Origin of the sequence: Frankia sp. AgB32 (assembly GCF_023243045.1) — a bacterium.
In the GTDB taxonomy this organism is placed as follows: domain Bacteria; phylum Actinomycetota; class Actinomycetes; order Frankiales; family Frankiaceae; genus Frankia.
The window spans coordinates 1-21486 of the sequence record NZ_JALKFX010000110.1 but is presented as its reverse complement, the minus strand read 5'-3'; the positions used below and the strand labels follow the sequence as shown (position 1 = coordinate 21486).

The window sequence follows — 21486 nt, the reverse complement described above, 5'->3', positions numbered from 1 at the left end:
GTGCGAGCCGACCCTGTGGGGATGGAACCTCTCGGTGGGGACCGGCTCGCCGAGGTCACTCGGGAGGTCGGTGCCACCAACGCTAGGACGTCTCGATATGTTGAGTCTACCTGACTCAGGAGACGACTCCAGCACCGTCGCGCAGACGTGAGTTACTCAGACTCAACTTCATTGATGGCGAACCGATTCCGTCCGCTGCAGCGCATCCCGGTGGACCACATCGACCGAGATGACGCAGGCGCTCACGTCACGTGACACAGTGTGATCGGAATGTGGCCTCGGAGTGACCGCCCGAAGAGGGCGGAGCGGTGGGTTGCCGTCTGCGGCCGGCCCTGAAGCGGGCGGTTCGCGGGCGTCAGGCTCCGGCGGCCGGCGGGTCGTCCTTCGGCGGGTCTGTCGGGTCATCGTTCGCAGCACCGGAATCGGCCTGTTCGGCGGTCTCCCGCGGTGGGCGCACGGCAGCCAGGATGCGGCCGCGACGCGGGCGGGCGACGGCGTCCGGGGCAGGGGTCAGGCCGATCGAGGCGATCGGGCCGGCGTCGGCCGGGGGCTCGTCGGACGGCTCGGGGGCTGCGGCCGCGCCGCCGGGCGCTGCCGTCGCGGGGACGGGCGCCGAGGTCGCGGGGACGGCCAGCGGCATGCCGGCTCGGGCGCCCACGTCGGCCTGCCGGCCGAGGTCGGCCTCGATCTGGGCGAGGCGGTCGAGCAGCTCGCTGGCGTCGCCGTCGCGTTCGCGAATGGTCCGCAGCGCGTCCATCAACGCCAGCCACTGGTCGCGGTCGACGCTGACCTGCTCGGCGAGCCGGTTGGCGGAGTAGGCCGGGAACAGGCGCTCCGAGGCGGCGATGATCTGGCGCACCTCACCCGGGTTGAGGCGGCCAGGCTTCTTCCGGATGAAGTTGGCGGCGTCCTTGATGCTGATGATCGTCACGCCGTCCAGCGCGCCGTCGCTCCACAGCACGTTGGCCTCGACCATCACCAGCACGGGAATGACCGGGATCTTGAGCATCGGCAGCGCGGCACGGACCTGGTTGCGGACCTCACCGCCGAGCCACGACGCCCGGTCGATGACGGGCTTGAGCGACTCGCCGTCACAGACCGCGCCGCCCTTGGTGTACCGGACCGTGCCCTTGCTGTTGTCGCTGCCGAGCACCATCACCCCGCCCGGCCCGACCAGCAGATGGCCGATGGTCGCCTCGGAGTACGGCACCGCCCGGTCGTGGAGGATGAGGTAGCCGTGGCGGCGCAGGCGGGCGATGGCCTTGGCCGTCTTCCGCTCGGCCTCGGCGCCCTCCCGCAGGAACTCGATGTCCGGAGCGGTGCCGAACGACGCCGCGACGATGCCGGCCGGCCAGGCCAGGAACACCACGAAGAAGACGGCGATCGCGACGGCGGGCTGGCCGAGCCCGAAGGCGATCACAAGGGCGAGGACGAGCCCGACCACCGCCGCGCGCACCGCGATGCGGGGCACCTGCCGGGCCAGCCGGTCGCGCCGGACCAGCGCCTGGTTCTCCCGGGCCCGCTGGTACTCGGTCTGCAGGGAGTGTCCAGGACGGCCGACTCGGGTCATCGTCGGCCGGGTGATCGTCGCCATCGTGCCCACCATGCTCGCAGGGTCGTCAACGTGGGTAGGGCCCGTCCGCCGGGAACGCCGGGCATCGTCGCGACAGCGCTGGCACCGGGCCCGCGCTGCTCGCCGAACCAGCACCGCGGGAGTGTTCGATCGCCCGGTTACCGCGGGCGAAAGGCCGACCCCATGGTGCGTCGATTGCCCTTGTAGCACAAGGCTTGACATCATCGACGAGGTGGCTTCGCCGCGGGCAGCGCGGACGGGCGGTGCGGGCACATCGCGGTAGTCGTGACGGTGCGCGGCGTTGCGCGTCGGTTGGGTGTCTGCCACTGAAAGTAGCAGTCGCGGCTGCCTCGTGCGGGTGATCGGACCTTCGGACCCCCTATGTCAGGCCGCTCGGACCACGTCGTGGCAGGGTCGAGGGTGAGGGGCGTCCGGTCGGGGTCCCGGGGTTGCCCGCTGTTCGCCTTCGGGTGAGCGTGGCGGCGGCGTCGAGGTCGATCCGGCGGGCGTCTGGCGCATGCGAACGGCGAATACAGACGAGGTACGGCACTGGGTGGCGCAACTCACTCGCACCCTTTGTTACTAGCCAGTACGAGTAGGCTCGCCCCAGGTGGTGGGTCCAGATGGAGGATGCTGTGAGAATTGCGATCGGTGGAGCGATCACGCTGATCGCTCTCGCGGTTGCCGGCCGCCGGGTCTTCTGGCTCTTCCGGTTGATCCGGTCGGGTCAGCCGGCCGAGGGTCGGCTGGACGACCTGCCGAGCCGGATCTGGACCGAGATCAGTGAGGTCGGTGGCCAGCGCAAGCTGCTGAAGTGGTCGGCCCCCGGGCTGGCCCACTTCTTCACCTTCTGGGGCTTCACGATCCTGCTGCTCACCGTCATCGAGGCGTATGGCGGCCTGTTCGACGACGACTTCCACATTCCGCTGTTCGGCCACTGGGCGGCCATCGGCTTCCTGGAGGACTTCTTCGCCGTCGCGGTGCTCGCCGGCCTGGCGGCCTTCACCGTCATCCGGATCCGGAACGCACCGGCCCGGCTGGAGCGCAAATCCCGCTTCTACGGGTCCCACACCGGTCCCGCGTGGGTCATCCTCGGCCTGATCACCGCTGTGGTCGGGACCCTGCTGATCTACCGCGGCGCCCAGTGGAACACGGGCAACCTGCCGCAGGGCCAGACGAAGTGGGCCTTCGCCTCGTACGCCGTCAGCCGCATCTTCTCCGGCCTCTCGCACGACGCCAACGAGAACATCGAAACCGCGTTCCTGCTGCTCAACATCGCAGTGATCATGGGCTTCTCGGTGCTGGTGGTGTACTCGAAGCACCTGCACATCGGCCTCGCGCCGATCAACGTCATCCTCAAGCGCGAGCCCGTCGCGCTCGGCCCGCTGGCCACCACCCCCGACATCGAGAAGCTGATGGAGGAGGAGGAGCCGGTCGTCGGCGTCGGCAAGGTCGAGGACTTCTCCTGGAAGGCGATGCTCGACTTCGCCACCTGCACCGAGTGCGGGCGTTGCCAGAGCCAGTGCCCGGCCTGGAACACCGGCAAGCCGCTGTCGCCGAAGCTGCTCATCATGGATCTTCGTGACCACCTCTTCGCCAAGGCTCCCTACCTGCTGGCCACCAGGGGTGCCGGCGAGGGCGAGGGGGACGAGGCGCCGAAGGCGGTCACCGGGGTGGAGGAGAACGCCGGTCACGGCCACCACGGCGTGCCCGAGTCCGGGTTCGGTCGGGTGCCGCAGCCGGGCCAGCCGCAGGTCGACCGCCCGCTCGTCGGCACCGCGGAGGAGGGCGGGGTCATCGACCCCGACGTGCTGTGGTCCTGCACCAACTGCGGGGCCTGCGTGGAGCAGTGCCCGGTGGACATCGAGCACGTCGACCACATCGTCGACATGCGCCGCTACCAGGTGATGATCGAGTCGGCGTTCCCGTCCGAAGCCGGCGTGATGCTGCGCAACCTGGAGAACAACGGCAACCCCTGGGGCGTCTCGCAGCGCACCCGGACCGAGTGGACCCAGGGCCTGCCGTTCGAGGTCCGCGTCCTCGACGACGGCGAGGAGATCCCCGACGACGTCGAGTACCTGTACTGGGTCGGCTGCGCGGGCGCGATCGAGGACCGGGCCAAGAAGGTCGCCCGGGCCTTCGCCGAACTGCTGCACACCGCGGGCGTCGAGTTCGCCATCCTCGGCACGAACGAGTCCTGCACCGGTGATCCGGCTCGCCGGCTCGGCAACGAGTACCTCTACCAGGAGATCGCCAAGGCGAACATCGAGATCCTGAACGCGGCCAAGGTCAAGAAGATCGTCGCGACCTGCCCGCACTGCTTCAACAGCCTCGCCCGCGAGTACTCCGCACTCGGCGGGACCTACGAGGTCGTCCACCACACCCAGCTGCTCGGCAAGCTCGTCGAGGAACGCAAGCTGGTGCCGGTGACGCCGATCGAGTCGTCGGTGACCTACCACGACCCGTGCTTCCTCGGCCGGCACAACAAGGTCTACACGCCGCCCCGGGAGATTCTCGAGGCCATCCCCGGCCTCCGTGGGCAGGAAATGCATCGCTGCAAGGAACGCGGCTTCTGCTGCGGCGCCGGCGGCGCGCGGATGTGGATGGAAGAGAAGATCGGCAAGCGGGTCAACGTCGACCGGATGGAGGAGGCCCTCGGCCTCGACCCGGACGTCGTGTCCACGGCCTGCCCGTTCTGCATCGTGATGCTCACCGACGCGGTGACCGAGAAGAAGCTCGCCGGTGAGGCGAAGGACAGCGTCGAGGTGCTCGACGTGTCCCAGCTGCTCGCCCGGTCCCTCGCGCCGGCAACCCCCGCCGAGCCGGCGCCCGCCGAGCCGGTGGCCTAGCGAGCCGCCCCCCGCTCCCGCCTGCGTGGGAGCGGGGATGCGGGCCGCTTCTGCAGGGGCAAATCGGACCCGGAACCCTACGGAAGCGGCCCGAAGTCGATGCGCCACCCGCGCGTATCCGCTTCGGGCCGTCGCCGTTTTCGCGGGGGTCAGCCGGGGTCAGGGCCGCCGGGGACGGGCCAGCGGGTGAAGTCCCGGTACGCGCGCGACGGCGTCGGGCCGCGCTGGCCCTGATAGCGCGAGCCGTACACGGCCGAGCCATAGGAGTGCTCGGCCGGCGAGGACAGCCGGAACAGGCAGAGCTGGCCGATCTTCATCCCCGGCCACAGCTTGATCGGTAGGGTCGCCACGTTCGACAGCTCCAGCGTGACGTGCCCGGAGAAGCCGGGATCGATGAAGCCCGCCGTCGAGTGCGTCAGCAGGCCGAGGCGCCCCAGGCTTGACTTGCCCTCCAGCCGGCCGGCCAGGTCGTCAGGCAGGGTGATGATCTCCAGGGTCGAGCCGAGCACGAACTCGCCCGGGTGCAGCACGAACGGTTCGTCGCCGTCCGGTTCGATGAGCTCCGTGAGGTCCTCCTGCTCGACCGCGGGGTCGATGTGGCTGTACCGGTGGTTGGCGAAGACCCGGAACCAGCGGTCCAACCGCAGGTCGACGCTGGAGGGTTGGATCAGGCCCGGATCGTGGGGATCGAGGCGGACCCGGCCCGCGGTGATCTCGGCCCGGATATCCCGGTCGGACAGCAGCACGCGTACGAGCATGTCATGGCACCCGACCCGGCCGTCGTGCCCGATCGGTGTCCATCCGGATGTCACCTGCCTGTGCGCGCATGGTCACCCGTTACCTGAGTTGGGACGTAGCGTGACAGGGGTAGGGAGACGAGAGGCCCGGGCGGGGCACGTCGCTCTCAATGGCGCGCACCCGGCGGAGGCGGAACACGGGAACGGCGGACACAGGCGGGAGAACCATGCTCGGGCTACCCGATCACGTCGAGGCATGCCTGTTCGACCTCGATGGCGTGCTGACGAACACGGCGACGGTCCACGCGGCCGCGTGGAAGGAAATGTTCGACGACTTCCTGGAGAACTGGGCCAGCCGTTCCGGCGAGCCGTTCGTTCCCTTCGATCTCGACCGGGACTACGCCGAGTACGTCGACGGTCTTCCGCGCGCCGACGGGGTCCGTGCCTTTCTCGACTCCCGGCACATCCGCATTCCCGTGGGCACCCCGGACGACCCGCCGTCCGCCCTCACCGTCAACGCCCTCGGGACCCGCAAGAACCTGCTGGTCCAGAAGCGGATCGCCGAGGACGGCGTCGAGGTCTACCAGGGCTCCGTGACCTACCTCCACGAACTCGTCGACCGTAACCTGCCCCGGGCCGTCGTCTCGTCCAGCGCGAACGCCGCCGAGGTGCTGCGGGTCACCGGCCTGGACAAGCTGATCGACACGGTCGTCGACGGGCAGACCGCCGCCCGGGAGAAGCTGGCGGGCAAGCCGGCGCCGGACACCTTCCTCGCCGGGGCGCGGCTGCTCGGCGTGCCCGCCGCCCGGGCCGCGGTGTTCGAGGACGCGCTGGCCGGGGTGCAGGCCGGCCAGGCCGGCGAGTTCGGCTTCGTGGTGGGCGTCAACCGGCTCGGCTCGGAACACGCCGACGGGCTGCGCGCGCACGGCGCGGACACCGTGGTCCAGGATCTGGCCGAGCTGCTCGCGTCGAGCGGTCCCGGGCGCGGCCAGGCATGAGCGACAAGCCGACCTACCAGATCGACCCATGGATGCTGCGGGAGTGCGGCGTCGACACCGACGACCTCGGCCGGTCCGAGTCGCTGTTCGCGCTCTCGAACGGTCACGTCGGCCTGCGCGGGAACCTCGACGAGGGGGACCCGCACGGCCTGCCGGGGACCTACCTGAACTCCGTGCACGAACTACGACCGCTGCCGTACGCCGAGGCCGGTTACGGCTATCCGGAGTCCGGGCAGACGGTCATCAACGTCACCAATGGGAAGCTCATCCGGCTGCTGGTCGACGACGAGCCCTTCGACATCCGGTACGGGGAACTGCGTTCGCACGAGCGGGCGATTGATTTCCGCGAGGGTGTGCTGCGCCGGGACGTGGAATGGGTCTCGCCGGCGGGGCAGGCGATCCGGGTGCATACCGAACGGCTGGTGTCGTTCTCCCAGCGCTCCATCGCCGCCTTCTACTACGAGGTCGAGGCGATCGGTGCCCCGGCCCGGGTGGTGATCCAGTCGGAGCTGGTCGCGAACGAGCAGCTCCCGGTGCGGATCGGCGACCCGCGGGCCGCCGCCGTGCTGGAATCGCCGTTGCAGCCCGAGTTCGACCGCGCGGCGGCCAGCAAGGTCGAGACGGTCCACATCACCCGGCACAGCCAGATCCGGGTCGCCGCCGCCATGGACCACCATTTCGAGGGCCCGGACTCGATGGCGGTGTACTCGGAGAGCGAGCCGGACGCCGGCCGGGTCACGGCCACGGTCGTGCTGCAGCCTGGCGAGAAACTGCGGATGGTGAAGTGGCTGGCCTACGGCTGGTCGGAGCAGCGGTCCCTGCCGGCGCTGCGTGACCAGGCCGCCGCCGCGCTCGTCGCCGCCCGCCAGACCGGCTGGGGTGGGCTGGTCCGTGAGCAGAAGGAGTACCTCGACGACTTCTGGCAGCGCGCCGACGTCGAGGTCGACGGCGACCCGGAGGTGCAGCAGGCGGTCCGGTTCGCGCTGTTCCACGTCCTGCAGGCCGGGGCGCGGGCCGAGCGCCGCGCCATCGCGGCGAAGGGTCTGACCGGGCCGGGCTACGACGGGCACGCCTTCTGGGACTCCGAGACCTACGTCCTGCCGGTGCTGACCTACACCGCGGCCGAGGCGGCTCGTGACGCGCTGCTGTGGCGGCACGCGACCCTGCCGATGGCCCGCGAGCGCGCCGAGCTGTTCAACCTGAAGGGCGCCGCCTTCCCCTGGCGGACGATCCACGGCGAGGAGTGCTCCGGGTACTGGCCGGCGGGCACCGCCGCGTTCCACATCAACGCCGACATCGCGGACGCCGTCGCCCGCTACATCAACGTCACCGAGGACGAGCGGTTCGAACGCGAGGTCGGCCTGGAGCTGCTCGTCGAAACCGCCCGGCTGTGGCGGTCCCTGGGCCACCACGACCTCGACGGCCGGTTCCGCATTGACGGCGTCACCGGCCCCGACGAGTACTCGGCCATCGCCGACAACAACGTGTACACGAACCTGATGGCGCAGCGGAACCTGCGCGCCGCCGTGGCTGCGGCCCGCCGCCATCCTGACCGGGCCGCCGAACTCGGCGTCGACGCCGAGGTCACCGCGAGCTGGCGGGACGCCGCCGAGGACATGTTCATCCCGTACGACCCGCACCTCGGCGTCCACCCGCAGTCCGAGGGCTTCACCGACCACCAGATGTGGGACTTCGAGGGGACGACGACAGTGCAGTACCCGCTGCTGCTGCACTTCCCCTACTTCGACCTGTACCGCAAGCAGGTCGTCAAGCAGGCGGACCTGGTGCTCGCGATGCAGCGCTGCGGCGACGCGTTCACCCACGACGAGAAGATCCGCAACTTCGCCTACTACGAGGCGTTGACGGTCCGCGACTCGTCGCTGTCCGCGTGCTGCCAGGCGGTGCTCGCCGCCGAGTGCGGACACCTGTCGCTCGCGCACGACTACCTGCGCGAAGCCGCGCTGATGGACCTGCGCGACATCGAGCACAACACCGGCGACGGCCTGCACATCGCCTCCCTCGCGGGCGCGTGGATCGCCCTGGTGGAGGGCTTCGGTGGCCTGCGCGACGGCGGAGAGGTCCTCGCCTTCTCCCCGCGCCTGCCCGAGGGCCTCACCCGGCTCGCCTTCGGCCTGCGGGTACGCGGCCGCAGCCTGCGGGTCGAGGTGTCCGACGCGACCGCCACCTACACCATCTCGGCCGGACCGGCGATGACCCTGCTCCACCACGGCAGGACCGTGCGGGTCAAGCCGAACGAGCCGGTCAGCGTGGACGTCCCCGCGGCGCAGGTGCTGGACCGACCCAAGCAGCCCGCGGGACGCGCTCCCGGCAGCTTCCTGCGCCCGCCGGACCCCGGCGACAAGCGGGCCGCCGCCGCGGGCTCCGGTGCCTCGGCCAGCACGTCACAGAGCCACCGAGCCGACGTGGACGGCTGACCGCCGGGTGTGAGCCGAACACGCGCGACGGGACGACGAGCCACCCGCCCCCGTCCCGTCGCGCGGCCCACGCCATCCGGTACGATGCGAAGGCATCATGCGGGCGTAGTTCAGAGGCAGAACACGAGCTTCCCAAGCTTGCAACGCGGGTTCGATTCCCGTCGCCCGCTCCCTTGTTAAGGCTTCTGACCAGGCGTTATGGGTCGGGAAGCGCCGATCATGGTCATCGGGTGGCACGCTGATCCACGTGCTGCGTGGACGCTGCTGCCGGGCCGGCTGTCGCTGCTTGCCTTTGCTGTAGACGGCTGGCTGCACCTTCGGCTACGGCATCGTCGTGCGGGCGGCGAGCGGAGTCGGCCGCGATGAGCTTCAGGAAATGGCCGACGCCGCACTGCGCACCTGGCTACTCTCCTGACTCCTTCTCACCATGCGTGCCGCCGGATATATCCGATGTATGCCTGACTGGGGGGCGCCGTGGCTGCTCTGGTGGGTGTCGTACCCGATTTATCCATATCAAAGCGCCACGGAGTCCCTGGAGTTAGGCGGTTCGACCGCAGAGGGTAGCGGCCTGGCGAGGGTTGTGGTCAACGCGCCGACCCCCATCACCCTTGGCTACGTACGCCCATCCGAGACGGATAGTTGGGTAACTAGTCGTTACCTAGGTGGCCGGCGTGATGTGCTGACTGGCGTTGGCGCAAGCGCCACCCTCCTCTTCGTGTTTCCGCAGGTCATCCATTGTCTTTGCGCCTTCGTTGACGGTCGGGTTCCAGGCGAATGGGGTGGGGGATTACCGAATCGACTACGGTGGCGCCGTGACTGAGCGGGTACGGCGATGCTGGCCGCAGGCTCCTGCCCGCAGTGCCTCCGAGACCGGCCTGGTCGCGACCGCCCGGTATCAGCCCGCCCCGGTCCAGCAGCCTGCCCCGGTCCACACTCGTCGCGTTGAGGCCCCCATCGGCCGAGGCGACGTCGATGGCGGCGGTCGGTTCGTCGTCGCGGGGGCGTTCGTGCTCGACTGCCTGATCAGTGCGGCGGGGCTGCCGGCGTGGGGGCGTGACCTGCGGGCCGACGCGATGCGGACGGTGCCCGGGGGGAAGGCGCTGAACCAGGCGGTGACCCTGGCGCGGCTGGGCGCGCGGGTCGCCGCCGTCGGGGCGGTCGGGCGGGACGCGGTGGGGGCGGCCATCCGGTCGGCGCTCGTCGCCGAAGGGGTCGACGTGTCCGCGATGCCGGTGCTGCCGGGCGCGGCGACGCCGGTCTGTGTGGTGCATGCCCGCCAGGACGGGGAGAAGGCGGTGGTGTGGCGGGTGCCCGAGGCGCTCGCGGGTACCGCCCGGGAGGTTGACGCGGCGGCGGCCGCCCTCGGTGGGCAGGTCGACGCGGCGCTGGTGACGTTCGAGTTCGCCGCGCAGGCCGCTGATCTGGTGACCGCGGCGGCGAAGAGCGGCATGCATGTGATCGTCAATCCCGCACCCGCCGCGCGGGAACCGGACCTCGCGCACGCCGTTCCCTGGGAACTCGTCGATGTCGTCGTCCCGAACGAGGCGGAGGCACGCGCCCTGCTCGCCGGTCGGCCCGGCGCGCGCGGGCCGGCCGGGCAGCTCGCCGACGCCGTCGGTGACCGGCTTGGTGTGCCGACGGTCTGTGTCACCCTCGGCGGCGGCGGTTGCGTCCTGCGCACCGGCGGGCGGACGTCGCGTCATCCCGCTCCGGTGGTCCCGGTGGTCGACACGACCGCCGCGAGCGACGCGTTCACCGCGGTGTTCGCCGCGCGACTTGTCGCCGGGCAGCCACCGGAGGAGGCGGTCCGCTCGGCCCAACGCGCCGCGGCGTTGGTGGTCGGGCGTCCGGGCGGCTATGAGGCGTTACCCGACGCGGATGAGCTGGGGGAACTGGTGGGCGGGCGAACAGGTCGGCGCCGACGTCGGGACCATGTCGAGTTCGCCGGTGGGCATGAGGACTTTCGCCTGCCGGCAGGCCGGGACAGCTAATTTGTTCACTTCACGCGATGTTTCGCGCTTTTGACAGCCAGTCAGAATAAACGGCTGAAGATGGTGTTTCCGGCGGGTGCCGCGCCCGGTCGGCACCGGGCGGGACGCTATTGTCACGAGTAGCGGAGGGAGGCGACGTCGATGATGGCGTGGAAGGCGATGATTCGTGACCCGCGGTCGGCGCGGAGTGAGGCCATGGTGCTCGCCAGGTCCGCTTTCCGGAGCGCCTGGACGCGGCGCGGAACGGACGTGACCGCGGCCATGGCGAGGATGTCCTGCCTGGTTGTGGCGCCGCATCCGGATGACGAGACGCTGGGCTGCGCCATCGCGGTCATGCGCAAGCGCGCAATGGGCACTCCGGTGACCGTCGTCATGGTCAGTGATGGGGCGAAGGCGGAGCCAGTCACCCTGCCTCCGGACGAGCTCGTCGAGGTCCGCGAGGCCGAGACCCGGGCGGCGTGCGCGGCGCTCGGCGTCGGCGAGACGGACGTGCTGTTCCTCGGCTTCCCGGACGCGGAGCTCGGACAGTCGATCGACGCCATCGCGACCCGGCTGGCCGAGATCATCCGGGCGCGTGGCCCGGCGCAGATCCTCGTGCCGGCGTCGTGCGAGGGGCATCCGGACCATGACGCGACCAACGAGGCGGCCATCCGGGCGGTCGCGGCGAGCCGCTTCGCCGGCCAGGTGCTCGAGTACACCGTCTGGCTGTGGACGCACTGGCCGTGGACGCGCGGCTACGGCAGCCGGGACCGGTCGCTGACGCGGCTGCTGGTCGAGCCGGTCCGCCGGCTGCGGGACTGCCGGCCGCTGCTGGTCGACGGCCGCGGCCTGCGGGAGCGGCAGCGGCGCGCGCTCGCCGAGCACGCCACCCAGGTCGGCAGCCCGGACCGGGGGGCTGCGGCCACCGGCGATGAGGTGCCGGTGACGGGCCCCCTGCTGGCGACGCTCCGCAGCCGGTATGAGGTCTACGTCCACGCGGGCGCGTTGCGGCACCTGGACTTCCCGCGCCCGTGGCGCGACGGCGCGGGCGGGCGCGGTCCGGCCGGCTCCGCGGCGTCCACCTCGCCGCATCCGCCCCGCGCCGGCAGCGGTCTGTCGAGCCCGCCCACCGCGAAGGAGACAGGACGCACCAACGCCTGACCCGGACGTGCGGAGGGCTGCTCCGCACGTCCGCTGGCTGGAGTTCGTCGGGTCAGGCGGACCGGGCCGAGTCGTGGCGACTGTCCACGGTGTCTCGGCTGGTCACGCCGTCGCCCGTCGCCGAGCCCACGGGCAGCATGCCCGGCGAGGTCGGCATGGTGGCGGGGGCCGGCGGCTGCGCCTCGGCGGGCGGCTCCGGTATCTCGGTGTGGATCTCCGCCGGGCCGATGGCGGTGCCCGGCGAGGCCGGCGCCCGCAGGCGGGTTCCGTGCCACCCGCCGCGCCGACGCCCGTCGAGGGGCGCCTCGAAACGGGCGATGCCGCGGCGGTACGCGTCCTCCTTGCGGCGGGCGATCGTCATCGGCTCGATCTCGGCCACGCCTGCGCGGCCCCGAGCTCCCACGACGGCGGCACGCGCGGGATCACGCAGGTAGGGCGCGAGCGCGGCGGCGAGCGCCTCGGCGTCACCGGGCGCGACGGCGGCGCCGGCACCCCAGCGTTCGACGAACGGCGCCACGCCGGTCCGGGTGGTGGTGACCACCGGCCGGCCAGCCGCCATCGCCTCGACGGCGGCTATCGAGAAGCTCTCGAAATGACTGGGCACGGCCACGACTCTGGCTCGCCGGTAGACCTCCCGGATCTGCTCGCCGGAGAGATGACCGGTGAACTCGACGTCGAGCCCGAGCTCCCGGGCGCGACGGGCCAGCCAGGGACCGGCGGGAGTTCCGTTGATCTCGCCGGCGGGACGTCCGGCCAGGACGAGCCGGTGCGGCAGCCCACCGGCGGTCAGCAGCGCGGACGCGTCGAGCAGCACGTCCACGCCCTTGTACGCCTCGAGGCGGCCGATCGTCGCGATGGTCGGCGTCGTCGCGGCGACGTCCGGGATGCCCATCCAGGGGACGGCGTCGAAGGGGTTGGGAACCACCTCGACCGGCTGGTCGCCGAGCCAGCCACGCTCGCGCAGAGTGTCGATGAGCAGCTGGGACGGGGAGGTCACCACGTCCGCCCGGTTCGCGGACATCCGGTCGAGCTGGTCGGCGAGCCGACCCTTGAGGCCGATCGGCGTTCCGGCCAACTGGACGGTGAGCATCGTCGGGCAGTGCAGGTGGATGGCGAGTGGCCGGGAGTGGTTGATCGCCTGGAGCAGCCCGCGGGTCTCGCCGTCCTGCGTTTCGATGATGTCCGGGCGCAGGCCGAGCTGGCGCAGCCAGAACGTGTAGGACAGCGGAAGGCTGGTTCGCAGACTGATCGAGTCTCGCGGGTACAGCGGCCCGCGCAGCCAGGCACCGACCGGGCCCAGCGAACGGCTGACCGGGACCCGTAGCAGCGGTCGCCGGTGCACATGGACGCCGTCCTGCGTCGTGTCGACCACCCGGTGCCCCTGGGCGCAGAGCACGTGCACGTCGTGCCCGAGCTTGGCGAGGGCGATCGCGAGCGTGGCCGTGTAGCTACCCGCGCCGTCCCACACCACCGGCGGGAACTGCTCGCAGAGAAACACGACGCACAGGGCATGGAGTGATCGGATCGAATCCGCCATGCGTCTCCGTTCCACTGCCCGTCCACTGCCCGGACGTTGATACAGGGGGTTAATAACGGGGATACGTTACCGCGCTGCCGACGGCACCTCGGCGAATCCTGGGTAAACGTTGGTCGCAGTATCCGGCGAATGGCCCAATTGGGGGGCGATGTCCAATTTCGGCAGGTTTGGTCTCGCCGTTCCGTCGCGCTGCCGCCGATGTCCCGACCCGCCCGGTGGGGTCCGCTGGGCAAAGGTCGTCATTCGGCGGGTTCGAGGAGCGAATCGGTGAGTGCTTGATTACAGGCAGATGACCTGGGTGTGACGACGTCCTCGGCGAGCCTGTCTCGTCAACCCTGATAACGAGTATGTCGGGCAGGCTCGCATGCGCGTTTGTCGCTGTCTGGCAGAGGATCTCACGGGCGAGCTGGCTGTGCGGAGTGCGGCGCGATGACCGCCGACATGTCCGTGACGGTCGGGTCGGGCACGCGCGGGCGGAGCGCTGGGTCGGGGTCCGGGCGGCGCCGTCGACCAGCTCGTGGCGGGAACGGCGGCTGTCGGCCGCCACCCTGGTGCACGCTCTCTCGTTACGTCGAGAATGAAACGTAACGAAACCCGGGTGCGGGCCGGGAAGGCGGACCGCCGGTCGACGCCGCTGGGGGAAGGCGCCGGAGGTGTCTGGAATGTCGGCCGCGGCGTGAATGGCGACAACATCACGGGGAACAGGATGTACGAGCGGTCCGTCCGGGACCGTAGCCGGGCGGTCGCGCGGGGCTCCGGGGTCGAAAGCCGGCGTACTGTCCATCCACCTCGCCGGGGGGTAGCGTTGCGTCCTTCGTGCCGCCCTCACGGTCCGTCGAAGTCAGCCGGCGCAGCCCTACCGGCCGGCCGGCCGCCATCAGAGGGACGGCTGGCGTCCGCGGGGGTCGCCGAGAGTGAGCCGTCGAGCAGACCGTGGGGAGGGCGACATGTGCCACCTGTTCGCGATGAGTAGTGGCGCGAATCAGATCAGGGCAACCTTTTGGCTGCTGGATGCGCCCGACAGCCCGCGGGCGACCGGCCGGCGAACGCCGGACGGGGCCGGCGTCGGAGCCTTCGACCCCGACGGGTCCGCGCGGGTGGTGAAGCAGTCGATCCGCAGCCGGGGGGACACGGCGCTCGCCCGGGAACCGCAGGAGCTCAGCTCCACCACCTTCGTGGCCCACGTCCGGCATGCCTCGACCGGCCGGGCCAGCGAGGAGAACACGCACCCGTTTGTCCGGGACGGGCGGATCTTCGCCCACAACGGGGTCATCGAAGGGCTCGGCAAGCTGGACGCCGAGCTCGGCGTGGCTGGGACGGGGGTCTACGGCGACACCGACTCCGAGCGGTTCTTCGCGCTCATCAGCAGGGAGATCAACGCCTGCGACGGTGACGTCGGCGCGGGCATCACCGCCGCGGCCCGATGGGTGGCGCACAACCTGCCCCTCTACTCCATCAACCTGATCATCGCCACCCCCGGCGAGCTGTGGGCGCTTCGCTACCCGGACACGAACAGCCTGTACGTGCTGCGCCGTGGCCCTGGCGGGCGCAACGCGCGGCACCTCGATCACGCAAGTCCGTTCAGCGAGATCCGGGTCCGCTCCGTGGACCTGCTCGAGAAGCCGGCGGTGGTGATCGAGAGCGAGCGCATGGACGAGGACCCACGGTGGCGGCTGATGGACAGCGGGGAACTGCTGCACGTCGCCCCCGACCTGACAATGACGTCGCGACTGGTGCTCGACGAGCCGCCCGCGTACCAGCTCTCCCTCGACGATCTTCGCCCGCAGGCCGCCGCGTCGCAGACCACTGCGGTGCCGGACCTGCCGGTGCCGGCGTCGTCCTGAGCGGGCCGCCGGACCAGGTGCGCTGACGGCCCGGCAGACGGGCCACACCAAGCCGACGAAACCTGCCGACATAGCCGGCGCGGGCACGGGGTACCAGTCCTGAAGGGGTTTTGACGCGGACAGTCGCAGTTCCCTGCGCGGAAGGGGCTCGTCGTGGTACTTGAGGTCGGCAGAATTGGGCTTTGGGCAGCTCAGCGGCAGTGGCCGACGGACGTCCGTACGCGGACGGAAATCGCCGTCGAGGTGGCGGCGATGGGTATCCCGACGCTGTGGATCGGTGGCGCCAGCGGGGACCTCGAGCTCCCCGCCGCCATCCTGGATGGCACTGAAGGGCTCTCGGTCGGCACGAGCATTCTCAACATCTGGACGGAGAAGGCGGACATCGTCGCCGATCACTACGCGATGCTCGCCAAGGCACACCCCGACCGCCTGCTGCTCGGATTCGGCGTCGGGCACCGCGCGCTGGTGGAGCAGGCCACGAACCGTCGCTGGGAACGGCCGGTGGAGGTGTTGCTGGACTACCTCGACACCCTCGACGAGCTGGGCGTTCCCCGGGAGGATCAGGCGCTCGCCGCGCTGGGCCCGCGGGTACTGGAGATCGCGTCGCGCCGCACCGCCGGCGCTCTGCCCTACCTGGTGACCCCCGAGCACACCCGCAAGGCCCGCGCGGTGATCGGCCCGGACACGCTGCTCGCGCCCGAACAGAAGGTCGTGCTGGAGACCGACCCCGGCCGGGCCCGCGCGACCGTCCGCCGATCGCTCGCCCCCTATCTCGCCATGCCGAACTATGTGAACAACCTGCGGCGGCTCGGCTTCACCGACGACGACCTGGCGGGCGGCGGCTCGGACCAGATGGTGGACGCCCTCGTCGTCTGGGGGGACGTCGACACGGTGCTGGCCCGGGTCGCCGAACATCATGCGGCGGGGGCGGACCACGTCGCTGTGCAGGTGCTGACGGATGAGCCCGCCGGGCTGCCGCGCGCGCAGTGGGCCCGACTCGCGGAGGCGATCAACTCCTGAGGGTCTGCCCGCTGTTGAGGTCTGCCTACTGCTCAGGGCGGCCAGGTCAGGCGAGGGCCGGTCCCGGTGGTAGTCTGTCCGGCAACCGATCAATTCGCCTGCCCTGTGTCTGCGGCCGAGTCACGGAGAGTGACGTATGCCCGCAGACGGTCCCGCGATCTCGCGCCCAGGCGCTGAGCCCCATGGCAGGAACGACAGGACCACCTCGGTTCCCGCTGCTCGTGACGGTGAGACCGCTCCGACCTCGGCGGTCCCCGGGGACGTGGTTGCTGCTGCCACGACGGTTGACGGTGGTTCGGAGCTCGTCGCGAGTCTGATGACGGGGATGAGCCCGACCGAGCGGGATCGTCTGACTCGCATGATCAATTCGTCGATCGAGGCCGAGCGGTTGGCCGCCCTGGACGGGACCGTGCGGCGCCAGGTCGATGTCGGCGTCCGTCGTCGTCGCTCGTCGCGGGAGATGGCGCGGGATCACGACGGCCAGGACGAGCCGCCGGCGGCGGTCGACGGGGCAGACCTGGACGGCGGCCTGGTCGTGTCGCCGGACATCGACGACGCCCGTGCCTAGTCGGCAGCCACCCGCCACCCGCTGGGTGCCGCGGATCGCACGGTGAGGCGACTGCCCGTAGGACGACGAGTGCGGTCGGAGCCGCCAGCGCCGCCTCCCGGTTCCGTACGGTAGAGGTCGGGTGGCCGACGGTTACCATGCACGTGGTGGTCGCCGGGTCGGTCGCGAGAACGGACAGGTAGCGCCAGCCGTGGTCCGGCAGAATGAGCCGGCGGCGGTGGTGCCGCCGGCCGGCGTCCGGCATGTCCCGGCAAGCCGTCGGGGCTCGTCGGACGCCCGGGAACCGATAGATGATCGGGACACGTTCGAGGGTCGGGACCCGACGGATGCCGGGGAATCCGAGGGTGCGCGGGCGTGGCAGGGTGCGCAGGCACCACGGTCTCCGCGTCCTCCGAGGAGTCGCCGGCGCTGCCGGACCGCCAGTCCTGGCGGAAGCGGTATGTGGCTGGTGGTCGCGCGGGTTCCCTGGACGGCCGGGGGCGCTCGGGCCGAAGAGGTGGGAGCGCGAACGTGGAGATCGACAAGGTGCTGCTGGACGCCAGCCTCGCCAGGCTGCACCATCTCGTGCCCAGCCAGGTCGAGCTCGCCAAGCTGGTGAGCGAGGTCGTCCGCGCGGTCACCGAGATCTTCGACCTGGCCGGCGCGGGCGTGCTGCTGGTCGACGCGGACCGGGCCCTGCGCAGCATCGCCGCCTCCGACGCCACGGGCGCGCTGCTCGAACGTGCCCAGGAGGAGTTCGGCGAGGGACCGTGCATCGAGTCGTTCATCATCGACGAGATGGTTGAGGCAGGGGACATCGCCTCGGACGAGCGGTGGCCACGCGTGACGCCGGCCCTGCTCGCCGGGGGTGTGCGAGCCGTCCTGGGGGTGCCGGTCCGCCTCGGCGGCGGACCGATAGGCACGTTGAACGTCGCCGACGACCATCCGCGGGTCTGGACCGACAGCGAGCGGGACGCGGTCGGCCACTTCGGTGCCGTGCTGGAGAACCTGCTGCTCGTCGGCCTCGTCGCCGATCGCAATGACCGGCTGGCCCGGCAGTTGCAGTATGCGTTGGACTACCGGGTTCCCATCGAACGTGCGGTCGGCCATCTCATGGCCACCATGCGCACCGATCCGATAACGGCATTCGAGAAACTGCGCCGTACTGCGCGGGACGAACGCCGCAAGGTGTCCGACCTCGCGGAGGAGATTCTCGCCGGCCGGCGTACGTTGTGACCGGCCGCCGACTTACCCCACGTCGTGGTCAGGGGTAGGCCGGTCGGTGGACGTAATGGCCGGGTGATGGCCTGTCGTCAGTTTGACAGCCCCAGGGGGGCCCTTCGCCTGGCCACGCGGGCGTGGATTCCGTGACGATGGCCGCACCGGAGTGGTGCCGCGGGGGACGCGCGGCCGGGTCGGTCTCCTGGTGCCAGGGGATCCTGTGCCAGGGGATCCTGCGTCAGGGATGTTGCCGGGCCCGATCTCCCATACGTACTTCAGCCGCAGGATGACGAACGTGAAAGGAGGCGAATGATCGAGGCGCAAGGGCTCACCAAGCGTTATGGACGTACGGTCGCTGTCAACGACCTGTCCTTCACGGTGCAGCCCGGCAGGGTAACGGGATTCCTGGGGCCGAACGGCGCGGGCAAGTCCACGACCATGCGGATGATTCTCGGGCTCGACAACCCGACGGCCGGCACGGTCCGGATCAACGGCAAGCGGTACTCCGAGCTGCACCAGCCGTTGTCGAAGGTCGGCGCGCTGCTGGACGCGAAGTGGGTGCATCCGAACCGGTCGGCGCGCTCGCATCTGCGCTGGATCGCGGCGTCCAACCGGATCCCGGTCAAGCGGGTCGACGAGGTCCTGGAGGCCGTCGGCCTGACGTCCGTGGCCGGTAAGCGGGCCGGTGGCTTCTCGCTCGGCATGTCGCAGCGGCTCGGGATCGCGACCGCGCTGCTGGGTGATCCCGGCGTGCTGCTCTTCGACGAGCCGGTCAACGGCCTCGACCCGGAGGGCATCCTCTGGATTCGCCAGTTCATGCACCGGCTCGCGGCCGAGGGTCGCACCGTTTTCGTCTCCAGCCACCTGCTGTCCGAGATGGCGCTGACGGCGCAGGATCTGGTCGTCATAGGCCGGGGGCGGCTCATCGCCCAGACCAGCACGCGCGAGTTCATCGACGCGGCGTCGGAGTCGGCGGTCCGGGTCCGCGGGCCGGAGATGGAGCGGTTGCACGGAGTGCTCACGAGCCAGGGGCTTACCGTCCGGGATGTCCCGGATGGTGACGACGGCCCGGCGGCGCTGCTCGTCCCGAACGCCAGCACCGACCAGATCGGCGAGCTGGTCGGCAAGGTCGGGCTGGTGCTGCACGAACTGTCCACCAAGCGTGGCTCGCTGGAACAGGCATTCATCCAGCTCACCGGCCAGGACGTGGAGTACCAGGCCGGCCGGCCGGGAGTTCCCGGGGGCGGGCCGGTCGCGCCGCCGCAGGCCGCGGGCGGGGTGTTCACGCCGCCGCCGGCGAACGCGACGACGCCGGGAGGGAACGGGCGATGACGCTGCTCACCGTGGAACGGATCAAGCTGTTCTCCACCCGGTCGCCCTGGTGGTGCATGATCCTCGCGACCGTGCTCACCGTGGGGCTGACCACAATCTTCGCGGCCACCGTGAAGTCGCAGGACCTGGCCGACTTCGACCCGGGTACCACCCAGTTCGCGTACAACTTCGGGCTCGTCGTGATGATGGTGATGTCCACCCTGGCCGTCACCACCGAGTACCGCTTCAGCACCATCCGTTCGACGTTCCTCGCCGTGCCGACCCGCACGCCTGCGCTGCTGGCGAAGGGCGTGGTGGTCGCGGGTCTGGCGGGTCTCGTCGGGGAGGTCACCGCGGTCGGCTCCTGGGGGCTGGCGAAGGTCATCCAGCCGGACGCGCCGCTGTCGCTCAACACGGCGAACGAGTACCGCAACGTGTTCGGGGTCGGCCTGGTCTACCTGTTCGCGTCGGTGTTCGCGCTCGCCGTCGGGCTGATCGTCCGGCAGTCCGCCGGCGCGATCGTGATCGAGCTCGTCTACCTGTTCCTGCTGGAGAACCTGCTGCCGGCGATCCCCCGGATCGGCGATCACATCCAGCACTGGCTGCCGTTCACGGTCGGTGACAACTTCATCGTCGCCAACCAGACCCACCACGCTGACGGCCCGCCGGTGATTGAGGGCATGCCCTTCGGGCCGTGGGGTTCCCTGGTGTACTTTGCCGCCATCTGCCTGGGGCTCTTCGTGATCGGCTGCGCGCTCGCCAAGAGGCGTGACGCCTGAGCAGGGCTGCTCGCCGGGGTCGCCGCGGCCGCTCATTGTGTCACTCCGAGTAATATAAATACTCGGAGTGACGTAGCGTGGCGGTGGGAGGTCGGCATCACGCCAGCGCCGGTCGCCTGTGCCGCCGGGTGCCGCCGGCGGACGACGCTGGCGTGACCTCGCCGTGGGCCGGGCTGGCCGGCTGTCGATCGATGCTGCGAGCAGGCCTGGCCGATCTGCGCGGCTGGTACCTGCTGCTGGCCGACGCGGTCGAGGAGCAGGGCGCCCCGCCGCCCGTGCCCGGGGGTGACACCGTGGACGGCGCGATCGCCGTGGCGCGGCGCTGCGCACTCGTCCGGGTCCGGGCGGCGCTGGCGGCCGGGGACCGGGGGACGACGCTGGCCGCGCTGGATCTGGCCGAACGCACCGAGTACCTCGCGGTGCTGGCCGGGCAGCGGAGCCGGCTTCGCGAGGCGGCACAGGCCCTGGTGGAGCCCGGCGCGACGGCAGCGGCCGGGTTCGGTCGAGCCTTCCGGCCGGTTCGTTCAGGCGCCCGGACCCCACAGGTCGCGGCCGGCCCTGGCCCGCTCCCGCGCCTTCATCCGGGCCTCGTGCACGTGGCGTTCGCCGCCGGTGAGCCGCCGCCGGACCTCCTCGTCGACGTCGACGAAGGGTCGGTAGTAAAGGTCGTCGTACTCCTCGACGATCTGGAAGGTCCATCGGCCGTCGAGGACGTTGCGCCCGTGCAGCCGCCCGCGGACCAGCGCCGCCGTCCGGGGATGCCCCGCGTCCTCCAACTGGCTGATCGCCGCGCCCAGGGTGAGATCCGCGTGGCCGCAGAGCTGGTGGAACTCGTAGAGCGCGCCCCTGGCCCGCTCGACCCACTCCAGGGCCTCGCTGAGCCGACCGACAGCCTCGACCGTAGCGTCGTCGAGTTCCGGGCGGGTCCGGTCCGGCGGCCCGTCCCCGTTCTGGCCCGGGTGATCGGCCTGGACATGTCTGGTCACCCAGGCGGAATGCCCCGGCGGCCCGACCCCCACACCGCCGACGCGGGTGGCCTTCGACGATGGTGGCCGGCCCGGTCAGGCTGGTCCGTCCGCCGCGGACGGACGACAGGACGGAGGTCCGCGAGGTGGGTGTGACATCCTGGAACCGCACTCGGCGGGAACTCGACGGCGGGCTCCGGTTGACCGGACCACGCCGTTGACGTCTCCGCCGGTCGGGAGGGCTCGCCTAGAGGCCGATGGCGGCGGTCTTGAAAACCGCTAAGGGGAGTGATCCTCTTCGTGGGTTCGAATCCCACGCCCTCCGCATTCCACGCAGCAACTCCGGTCGGGAGGTCCTGGCCGGCGAGTCACCCGGTCCGGTTGCTCATCGGCCGGCATGCGCGGTGCGGTGCCCGGGTGCCGCGGCGTCGGCGGCCGGCGCGTCCGCTGGCTGGCCGAGGTGGGGTTGTCAACTGCCGCAGCTTGAGTATGCGATATAATGCGTAAGTGAACTTGAAGCAGTGGGCTGAGCGTGAGGG

The 21486-nt window shown here is 70.8% G+C and carries 15 protein-coding genes and 2 tRNA genes; 13 read left to right on the top strand and 4 right to left on the bottom strand.

Going from position 1 to position 21486, the window contains the following annotated elements:
* Positions 1-355: 355 nt before the first annotated feature.
* Entirely contained in the window at positions 356-1594 is a 1239-nt protein-coding gene (locus MXD60_RS24165; RefSeq protein WP_248821641.1) for a nuclease-related domain-containing protein, read from the bottom strand.
* Between the two features lie 614 nt (positions 1595-2208).
* Between MXD60_RS24165 and MXD60_RS24160 the strand changes: the two genes are divergently transcribed.
* The gene (locus MXD60_RS24160) at positions 2209-4422 is read left to right on the top strand and encodes a (Fe-S)-binding protein (RefSeq protein WP_248821640.1); all 2214 of its coding nucleotides are present in this window, start codon (positions 2209-2211) and stop codon (positions 4420-4422) included.
* Positions 4423-4571: 149 nt separating this feature from the next.
* Here the strand turns inward: MXD60_RS24160 and dcd are convergent, their stop codons facing one another.
* Complete coding sequence (gene dcd / locus MXD60_RS24155) at positions 4572-5168, bottom strand: dCTP deaminase (RefSeq protein ID WP_248821647.1); 597 nt, start codon at positions 5166-5168, stop codon at positions 4572-4574.
* Positions 5169-5386: 218 nt separating this feature from the next.
* Here dcd and MXD60_RS24150 point away from each other — a divergent pair, with 218 nt between their 5' ends.
* From MXD60_RS24150 to MXD60_RS24130, 5 genes are all read left to right on the top strand, one after another.
* Positions 5387-6157: a beta-phosphoglucomutase family hydrolase gene (locus tag MXD60_RS24150; RefSeq protein ID WP_248821639.1), complete on the top strand. Its 771-nt coding sequence runs from the start codon at positions 5387-5389 to the stop codon at positions 6155-6157.
* On the top strand, positions 6154-8592 hold the full coding sequence (locus MXD60_RS24145) for a glycoside hydrolase family 65 protein (RefSeq protein ID WP_248821638.1): 2439 nt from the start codon (positions 6154-6156) through the stop codon (positions 8590-8592). Before MXD60_RS24150 ends, MXD60_RS24145 begins: the two co-directional genes overlap by 4 nt.
* Before the next feature lie 99 nt (positions 8593-8691).
* Positions 8692-8762, top strand: a tRNA-Gly gene (locus MXD60_RS24140).
* Positions 8763-9404: 642 nt separating this feature from the next.
* Positions 9405-10583, top strand: coding sequence for a carbohydrate kinase family protein (locus tag MXD60_RS24135; RefSeq protein ID WP_248821637.1), 1179 nt, complete (start codon positions 9405-9407; stop codon positions 10581-10583).
* 285 nt (positions 10584-10868) lie between these two features.
* Positions 10869-11723 (top strand): PIG-L deacetylase family protein, encoded by an 855-nt coding sequence (locus tag MXD60_RS24130; RefSeq protein ID WP_248821636.1) that lies wholly within the window; start codon positions 10869-10871, stop codon positions 11721-11723.
* 52 nt (positions 11724-11775) lie between these two features.
* Here the strand turns inward: MXD60_RS24130 and MXD60_RS24125 are convergent, their stop codons facing one another.
* Complete coding sequence (locus MXD60_RS24125; protein WP_248821635.1) at positions 11776-13260, bottom strand: glycosyltransferase family 4 protein; 1485 nt, start codon at positions 13258-13260, stop codon at positions 11776-11778.
* 947 nt (positions 13261-14207) lie between these two features.
* Here MXD60_RS24125 and MXD60_RS24120 point away from each other — a divergent pair.
* The 6 genes from MXD60_RS24120 (at position 14208) to MXD60_RS24095 (ending at position 19982) form a co-directional block, all read left to right on the top strand.
* Positions 14208-15104 (top strand): class II glutamine amidotransferase, encoded by an 897-nt coding sequence (locus MXD60_RS24120; protein ID WP_248821634.1) that lies wholly within the window; start codon positions 14208-14210, stop codon positions 15102-15104.
* Between the two features lie 153 nt (positions 15105-15257).
* Positions 15258-16124: an LLM class F420-dependent oxidoreductase gene (locus MXD60_RS24115; protein WP_248821633.1), complete on the top strand. Its 867-nt coding sequence runs from the start codon at positions 15258-15260 to the stop codon at positions 16122-16124.
* Positions 16125-16482: 358 nt separating this feature from the next.
* Positions 16483-16692, top strand: coding sequence for a hypothetical protein (locus MXD60_RS24110; RefSeq protein WP_248821632.1), 210 nt, complete (start codon positions 16483-16485; stop codon positions 16690-16692).
* A gap of 510 nt (positions 16693-17202) precedes the next feature.
* Positions 17203-17907 carry a GAF and ANTAR domain-containing protein gene (locus tag MXD60_RS24105; protein ID WP_248821631.1) on the top strand — a complete coding sequence of 235 codons (705 nt, stop codon included), beginning with the start codon at positions 17203-17205 and terminating at the stop codon, positions 17905-17907.
* Between the two features lie 294 nt (positions 17908-18201).
* Positions 18202-19224 (top strand): ABC transporter ATP-binding protein, encoded by a 1023-nt coding sequence (locus MXD60_RS24100; RefSeq protein WP_248821630.1) that lies wholly within the window; start codon positions 18202-18204, stop codon positions 19222-19224.
* The gene (locus MXD60_RS24095) at positions 19221-19982 is read left to right on the top strand and encodes an ABC transporter permease (protein WP_248821629.1); all 762 of its coding nucleotides are present in this window, start codon (positions 19221-19223) and stop codon (positions 19980-19982) included. The genes MXD60_RS24100 and MXD60_RS24095 overlap by 4 nt, the downstream gene beginning before the upstream one ends.
* 524 nt (positions 19983-20506) lie before the next feature.
* Here MXD60_RS24095 and MXD60_RS24090 read toward each other — a convergent pair.
* Complete coding sequence (locus tag MXD60_RS24090) at positions 20507-20968, bottom strand: hypothetical protein (protein WP_248821628.1); 462 nt, start codon at positions 20966-20968, stop codon at positions 20507-20509.
* Positions 20969-21183: 215 nt separating this feature from the next.
* On the opposite strand from MXD60_RS24090, the gene MXD60_RS24085 reads away from it, so the two are divergent.
* A tRNA-Ser gene (locus tag MXD60_RS24085) sits at positions 21184-21272 on the top strand.
* The last annotated feature ends 214 nt before the right edge of the window (positions 21273-21486 follow it).